Consider the following 7,591-nt stretch of genomic DNA (forward strand, 5'->3'; position numbering starts at 1 on the left):
CGAAACGGCCTTCGCGTGGCGGCCGCGGGCGGCCCGACCTGGCCGGTGCGCTACGGCGGGCACCGGATCGGCGGGCTATGGCAGATCGACCAGTTGCTTGTCGGCCGCAACTGGCGCGTGGCGGCGGTCAGGCGTTCTCCCGATCTCGGGTCCGATCATCTGGGCTATGTGGCGGACTTGTGCCGGGCGGACGCCGATTGATCCGTGCGCGCGATTACCTCCGATCCGGAGCGGTCTGGCGCCTGCGTTGAGAGGCGGCGCGGTCCTTACGGTGCCGCTGGCGGCCCGGAGGGCGGCTGCAGGGGATTTCCGGCGGACCGCACCCAATCGTAGGCGCCGGAATTTTCGCGCTGTACCGGCTCGGGCGGCACGCGATCGTCCAGAAACACGCGGTCGGCGGGTTCCAGAACCGGCTGCAGCGGCAGCCCCGCCAGCCAGGCGGTTCCGGCCTTGCGGCTGCCGGGATCGTAGGGTTTGATCTGCGCGAACAGATCGATCGTCAGCAATCCGGCATCGCGCAGCACGGCAACCTGACGCACGTAGATCTCGGCGCGGGTCTGCGCCGCTGCCGTGCGTGCGTTGAGCAGATCGTTGGTCACGTCCAGCACGTCGCGCAGGGTGCGAATGCCTGAGGTTTCCTGTGTCTTCACGCCGTCCACCGCGCGTTCGGCGGCCTGCACCGCCGCCTCGTAGCGCGGCATCGCTTCGCTGGAGGCTTGCAGCAGGCTCCAGTCTGTGGCGAGGGTTTCGCGCATGTCGCGCCGGGCCTGCTCGGCGAACTGCCGGTCCGCAAGGGCGCGGCTGGACGCTTCGCGCAGGGCGGAGGAGAGCTGGCCGCCGGTATAGAGCGGCATTGTCAGGCTGAGCCCGGCTTCCACCGATTCCTGGCGCACCGTGTTCTGATAGGGGGAAACGGGGCTGCGCGCGGCGGTGGCGAAAGCGCGCACTTGCGGGCGCATCTGCGCCCGGGCCGCCCCGGCCGCCGCGCGGGAGCGGGCGGCTGTGAACTTCGCGGCGCCCAGCGTGGGGTTGTGGGTTTCCGCTTCGGCATAGAGCGCTTCCAGCCCGGGAAGATCCGGCAGCGCGGGCAGCGGAGCCAGTGCGGCAGGGTAGGCGCCCACCAGATTGCGGTAGCGCGCGGCGCTGGTTTCCACGGCCGACCGCGCAAGGATCACGCGCCCGGCGGCCAGTTCCAGCCGGTTGCTGGTCTGATCGACATCGGGGGCGGTGGAATCGCGCAGGCGGTAGCGCTCGGCGATCACGCTGCGCTGCTGGCGCAGCAACTGGTAGATTTCCAGCGCCACGCCGTAGAGCTGGATGTCGCGCTGGAGCGAGGCATAGGCATTCACGACATCGAGGATGAGCTGCTGGCTGCTCGCGCGCAGCCTATCCCGCTCCGCCATGCTGGCTGCGTCCGCCGCATCCAGCCGGGCCGCCAGCAGGCCGGAGGTGAACAGCGGCTGTGACAGCGTTACGTCCACCGATGTGCCAAAGCCGTCCCGTTCGGAAGGATAGGCCGTCCCGCGTGTTCGCGCGGTCGTGTAAGTGTGGCGGGCGCTGGCGTTCAGCGTGGGGCCATAGGCCGCGCGGGCCTGGGCCACCCCTTCATCCGCTGCGTGGGCCAGATCGCGGCTGCCCTGCAACGCGGGATTGTGCTCATAGGCCGCTGTCAGCGCCTGTTCGAGCGTATCGGCATGCAAGGGGCTGGCCGTAAGCAGCAGGGCGGTGCTCAGGCAGGCGGCTTTATAGGTATAAGTTACCAAGAAATTCCCCCTAGTATTGGATGGCAGGACGAACAGATGCCGGGGCAGAAGCCCCAAAACTGATCTATTGGTTCTGGTTGTTTATGATCCTGTCTGTTCTGCTGCAGCGCGAGATTGTTCCGGACAGGACATAGTTATGCGGAAATGCACGCGCTGGCGGTTTGGGACCGGCGGTATCGAAGGCTTCAGCCGGACCTGCGGGACAGTGCAGGCGGCATCGGGCGCTTCCCGCCCGGCGGCGGCGCGGCGGTGCCGGTGATTTTCGCCGTGCGCCTTTCCGCCGAGTTGAAGGCGGCGATTGCTCCGATGCGGCGCGTTCTGCTGCCGGTGCTGGCGATCAGCAGCGTTTACAACGTGCTGCTGCTGGCAGGCTCGTTCTTCATGCTGCTGACTTATGACGACGTGCTGCCCAGCCGCTCGGTGCCTTCGCTGGTCAGTCTGCTGGTGCTGGTGGCGCTGGCCTATGGGTTTCAGGCCGTGCTCGACGTTACGCGGGGGCGGATCATGGTTCATGCCGGTTCGCTGTTCATGCGCTCGCTCAGCAGCCGCGTGCTGGATGTGATTTCGCGTTACGAACTGAACCGGGGCGCCATGCCCAACGGCACGCAGATCGTGCGCGATGCCGATACCGTGCGCGGCTATCTCTCCGGCCCCGGGCCGCTGGCCATTCTCGATCTGCCGTGGATCGTGGTCTACCTGCTGATCCTCTCCATATTCCACTGGGCGCTGGGGCTGCTGGCGCTATGCGGCGTGTGCGTGCTCGTCTCGCTGATGCTGCTCAACAACCGGATGACGGCGCCGCTCGCGCAGGAAACGATGCGCACGGGCGCGCGGCGTTCGGCGCTGGCCGATGCGACGCTGCGCAATGCCGAAACGCTCATGGCCATGGGCATGGCAGGCACGCGCCGCGAACAGTGGCAGCGGGTGGAGCACGAATACTTGCGGGCGAACGACCGCTTTTCCTTCATTTCCAGCACGATGTCCGGCTCGACCAAGGCCTTTCGCATGCTCCTGCAATCCACGACGCTGGCGCTGGGGGCCTATCTGGTGATCCGCGACAGCGCGACCGGGGGCATCATCATTGCCAGCTCGATCCTCTCGACGCGGGCGCTGGCCCCGGTCGAACAGGTGATTGCGAACTGGAAGGGCATGGTGTCGAGCCGTCAGGCGATGGACCGCCTGCGCGGGCTGTTTGAGGCCGTGCCGCGCCGGGTGGAGCCGATGGGGCTGGCGCCGCCGGAGGCCGCGCTGGTGGTATCGGGCGTGACCGCCGCGCCGCCGGGGACCCGCACGGTTACGCTGACCGACATCGGTTTTAGGCTTTCGGCGGGGCAGGCGCTGGCGGTGGTGGGGCGCAGCGGTTCGGGCAAGACGACGCTGGCCCGCGTGATGTGCGGCGTCTGGCCGGTGCTGCGCGGATCGGTGCGGCTGGACGGGGCCACGCTGGACCAGTGGCCGCCCGATCAGATCGCCCGCATCGTCGGCTATGTGCCGCAGTCCATCGAACTGTTCGAAGGCACGATCGCGCAGAACATCGCGCGGTTCCGCTCCGATGCCGATCGCGAGGCCATTCTGGAGGCGGCGAAGGCGGCCGATTGCCACGATCTGATCGTGCGGCTGGAGGGAGGATACGATTACCTGATCGGGCCGCAGGGGGGCGGGCTGTCCGCCGGGCAGCGCCAGCGTATCGCATTGGCCCGCGCGCTCTACGGCAATCCTTTCCTGATCGTGCTCGACGAGCCGAACAGCAATCTTGACCGCGAGGGGGAAGCCGCGCTGGGCATGGCGATCCGGCGCGTGCGCGAACGCGGGGGGATCGTGCTGGTCATTGCGCACCGGGCCAGCGTGATCGCCCATGTCAGCCACATCATGGCGATGCGCAACGGGCGCATCGAACGCTTCGAAACGCGCGAAGACTTCGAGGAGCGGACCCGGCTGCCCAAGCCCGCGTTCGGGGGAGAGCCGCCGCGTGCGGCCAGCGCAAACCCCAGAAGAGACAGCGTTGCGAGAAGCAGAGAGGATGCGGGCATGCGCGTGGAGGCGGGCTTGTGAATCAGGTCGTGCAACTGGCGCCGGGAAGGGCAGGCTTTCCGGCATTGGCCGCCGGGGGTAAGGCCCCCGGGCATGAGGACACGGGCTTCGCGGACCCCGGGCTGTCCCGGCTGATCCGCTTCGGGCTGGGCGCGGTCGCGCTGCTGGTGTTCGGGGCGGGCGGGCTGATTTCCGTGCTGCCGATGGCCGGGGCCGTGATCGCGCCGGGGGACGTGACGGTAGAAACGCACGTCAAGGAAATCTCCCATCCTTTCGGCGGCGTCGCCTCCGCCATTCTGGTGCGCGATGGCGATGCCGTGAAGAAAGGGCAGGTGCTGGTCCGGCTGGACAGCACGGTTTCGGGGGCGGTGGCCGAATATACCGGGCTGGGGCTCGGCCAGTTGCTGGCCAAGGCCGCGCGGCTGCGGGCATTGCAGAGCGGGGCTGCGGCCATCGCCTTTCCCGCCGAACTGGAAGCCAGGGGGGAAGACCCCGCTGTCAAAGCGGCGATGGAGGACGAGCGGCGCAGCTTCGAACTCGGCCGCCGGGCGCGGGCGGATCAGGTGCGCCAGCTGCAGGCACGGATCGCCCAGAGCCGCGCGGAGATCGCCACTTACGGCAGCCAGGCCGGGGCCTACGCCCGGCAGGAAGAGCTGGTGAAACAGGAACTCGCGCAGACGCGCCATCTCTACGAAGGGCGCCTGACCACGCTCGACCGGCTCAATGCGCTGGAGCGGGCGGCGGTGGGCGTGCAGGCGCAGAAAGCGGCATCGCAATCCGCGATCACCCAGGCCCGTGCGCGGATCGGCGAGTTGCTGGTGCAGGAGGCCTCCGTCACCAGCACTGCGCGCAGCGAGGCGGCGCTGGAACTGGCGCAAGTGCAGACGGCGATTGCGGACGTGCGCAAGCAGGATGCCGCCGCGGCGGATCAGAACAATCGCACCGCGATCCGCGCGCCGCAGGATGGCATTGTCGAAAAACTGCAGGTCCGCACGATCGGCAGTGCCGTGCCTGCGGGCCAGCCGCTGATGGAGATCGTGCCGGCGCGGGACCGGCTGGTCGTGCGCGCGCAAGTGCGGCCGACCGATATCGACAGCGTGGCCGTGGGGCAGGCCGCGCACTTGCGCTTCACCGCGCTGGACATGCGCACCACGCCCGAACTGACGGGAACCGTCACGCAAGTCGGGGCGGACCGCACGGCCGATCGCGGGACGGGAATCTCTTACTATTCTGTCACTGTCTCCATTCCGGATGACGAATTCCGTAAATTGGGAAAAGTACGGTTATCCGTGGGGATGCCGGTCGAGACCTTTATTCAGACCCGGCAAAGAACCTTGCTCCAATACATAATTCGCCCGCTTTCGGATCAATTGAAGCGCGCCCTGCGGGAATAAGTAACATACACCGGTGCGTGTCAGGAATTACTTGAAATAGCAGATAATCGTCGCGGGTATGCCGCGATGCACAGGGGCGGAAGGACCGGCCACTGCCGATGGCGGTGCGGAAAATCCGCAGGATCAGTCACGCGTGCGGCCAGGCAAAGTCCGGGCGGCATTCCAGTAAGGAGCGGTGAAACGGATGAAAGGAGGCCTTGCCACGCTGGCCCTGTCGTCGAGTGCTGTCATGGCACCGGCGCTGGCGGGAGCCCAGGCGGTGGGCACGGGCACATCCATCGTTATCGATCCGGCTCTCGACCGCGGCGATGTTGCCGGAGCGCGGGTGGAACCGGCCTTGCGGCCGCAGCCGCTTCCGCTCGGCCCCTTCTTGGCCCGTCCGAGCGTCTCGACGGTGGGCGGTTATGACAGCAATGTGTTCAACCGGCCGGATGCCAGAGGCGCGGGGGTTGCGATGATCATGCCCTCGCTGGTGCTGGAGGCCAATCTTCCGCGCCACGCGCTGGGGCTGTCCGCGGCCGGAACGATACGCCGGTTTTCGCGCTTCCGGTCCGAGAACAGCGAGGAATATGCGGTATCCGGAAACGGCAGGCTGGATTTCGGCGCGCGCCACGCTTTGCGGGCCTCTGCCGGTTTCTCGCATCTGATCGAGCCGCGCAGCAGTGCCGGATCGGTCCCCGATGCGGCCGAGCCGGTCAGCTACGGCAGGCTTCGGGCGGATCTGGGCGCGCGGCTGGCGCTGGGCGCGTTCCACCTTGCCCCGGCGCTGTATTACGAGCGCACCGAATACGATCCGGTATCGCTGGCCGGTGGCGGCGAGGCGGACCAGTCCTTCCGCGATACGCGCAAGCTGCGCGGCGAGGCTCGGCTGGACTACGACTTGTCAGGTTTCGTGTCGCTCTTCGGGACGGCGTCCTACGAGGATCTGGATTCGACTTCGGCGCCGGCAGACGCGCGCCGCGATGCGCATAGCCGCGCGGTGGCGGCGGGCATTCGCGGGGCGCTGTCGCCGGTCGTCTCCGGCGAAGTGCAGGTGGGCTACCAGTGGCGCGACTATGCAGCCCCGGATTACCGCGACTTTCAGGGCATGACGTTCCGGGGCGACCTGCAATGGTACGTCACCCCGCTGCTGACGCTGCGAGCCCAGGCGAGCCGCGCTTTCCGCAACAGTGGCAATCGCCGGGTAGGCGCCATTCTGACCGATACTTTCACGTTGAGCGCGTACTACGATCCGCTGCGCAACGTGCGCCTGTCCGCCATGGCGGCTCTGGAGCGGGGCGATTTCGGGGACGTGCAGACGCGCTCATGGCGCAAATCGGCCCGGTTGCGCGCGCAGTACCGGGTGAGCCGGTCGCTCTCCTTCGGGGGCTATGTTTCCTTTGTGCGCCAGGATGTGAGCGGGCCCCGGCTGGTGAATGCCTTTACCGCCTTCGGCGCCGGGCTCGGCATCACGGTGACGGCATGAGACGGGAGCTGCGGCCATGAACCTCCCCGCGCTTTACGAGCCGCATGCGGGCGTGCCGCAAGTCCTGCCGGGGGGCGGGGCCTCGCATCAGGCGGCGGAAGACCCGATCACGGTCCGCTTCCTGCTCGCGATGCTGCGCCGCCGCCGGGAAGTGCTGCTGCTGACGCTGGCCAACTGTATTGTACTGGCGCTGGTCTGGACGAGCGCGCTGCCCCGGATCTACCGCTCCAGCGCCGATGTGGTGATGATCACCAAGCCGGTCGAAGTGGTGCCGGACGATGTGGGCCCTGCCGAGGCCGCCACGCCGCGCGACGAAGATGTCGAGACGCAGATCCAGCTTATCCAGTCGCGCGAAATGGCCGGGCAGGTGCTGGAGAGCACTGGCCTGCTGCACGATGCGGCATTCCGGGCGGACGTGGCCGAGCCGCGCGGCGCGCTGGACAATATTCTGTCCTCGCTGGGCATTCGTGACCGGCGCGGCGCGGTGCATTTCAATGGCGGCGAGGACGCGTTCCGCGAAAAGGCCGTCACCTACCTGACCGAGCGGCTGCGCGTGGCGCGGGTGGGCGGTTCGTTCAACTTGCGCATGGCGTTCGACGATGCCGATCCGCAGCGGGCGGCGCTGGTCGCCAATACTTACGCCCGCCTGTTCACTACCGACGATGCGCGCGAGCGGGCCCGTTCCCATGCCACGGCGGCCAAAGTGCTGCACACCCGGGTGGACGAACTGCGGCAGGCGGCGAACAAGGCTTTTGCAGCGGTTCAGGCGTATCGGGTGCGCACCGGCCTGCTCAGTTCGGCGGCCACGAGCCTGACCGAGCAGGAAATCTCCACGTACAACCAGCAGATCGCCGCCGCCCGCGCCGAAGCGGCCCGCGATGCCGCGGCGCTGGCCAGCGCGCGCGGGCAGTTGCATTCGGGCGGGGCGGACAGCGTGG

Annotated in this window: 5 protein-coding genes and 1 pseudogene; 5 read left to right on the plus strand and 1 reads right to left on the minus strand. The window is 67.9% G+C overall.

The features are described from left to right. A pseudogene (locus tag MTR66_RS08340) lies at positions 1-201 on the plus strand (endonuclease/exonuclease/phosphatase family protein); the annotation flags it as partial. Between the two features lie 65 nt (positions 202-266). On the opposite strand, the gene MTR66_RS08345 reads toward MTR66_RS08340, so the two are convergent. Continuing rightward, entirely contained in the window at positions 267-1,763 is a 1,497-nt protein-coding gene (locus MTR66_RS08345; protein WP_243919680.1) for a TolC family outer membrane protein, read from the minus strand. Between the two features lie 144 nt (positions 1,764-1,907). On the opposite strand from MTR66_RS08345, the gene MTR66_RS08350 reads away from it, so the two are divergent. From MTR66_RS08350 to MTR66_RS08365, 4 genes are all read left to right on the plus strand, one after another. Then, entirely contained in the window at positions 1,908-3,815 is a 1,908-nt protein-coding gene (locus MTR66_RS08350; protein ID WP_243919682.1) for a type I secretion system permease/ATPase, read from the plus strand. Continuing rightward, positions 3,812-5,188, plus strand: coding sequence for an HlyD family type I secretion periplasmic adaptor subunit (locus MTR66_RS08355; protein ID WP_243919686.1), 1,377 nt, complete (start codon positions 3,812-3,814; stop codon positions 5,186-5,188). Before MTR66_RS08350 ends, MTR66_RS08355 begins: the two co-directional genes overlap by 4 nt. A 184-nt stretch (positions 5,189-5,372) precedes the next feature. Beyond that, the gene (locus MTR66_RS08360) at positions 5,373-6,653 is read left to right on the plus strand and encodes an outer membrane beta-barrel protein (RefSeq protein ID WP_243919687.1); all 1,281 of its coding nucleotides are present in this window, start codon (positions 5,373-5,375) and stop codon (positions 6,651-6,653) included. A gap of 16 nt (positions 6,654-6,669) precedes the next feature. Next, on the plus strand, positions 6,670-7,591 hold a 922-nt coding region (locus MTR66_RS08365), incomplete at its 3' end, for a Wzz/FepE/Etk N-terminal domain-containing protein (RefSeq protein ID WP_243919689.1).

This window comes from Novosphingobium beihaiense (assembly GCF_022832375.1).
GTDB classification, from domain to species: Bacteria; Pseudomonadota; Alphaproteobacteria; order Sphingomonadales; family Sphingomonadaceae; genus Novosphingobium; species Novosphingobium beihaiensis.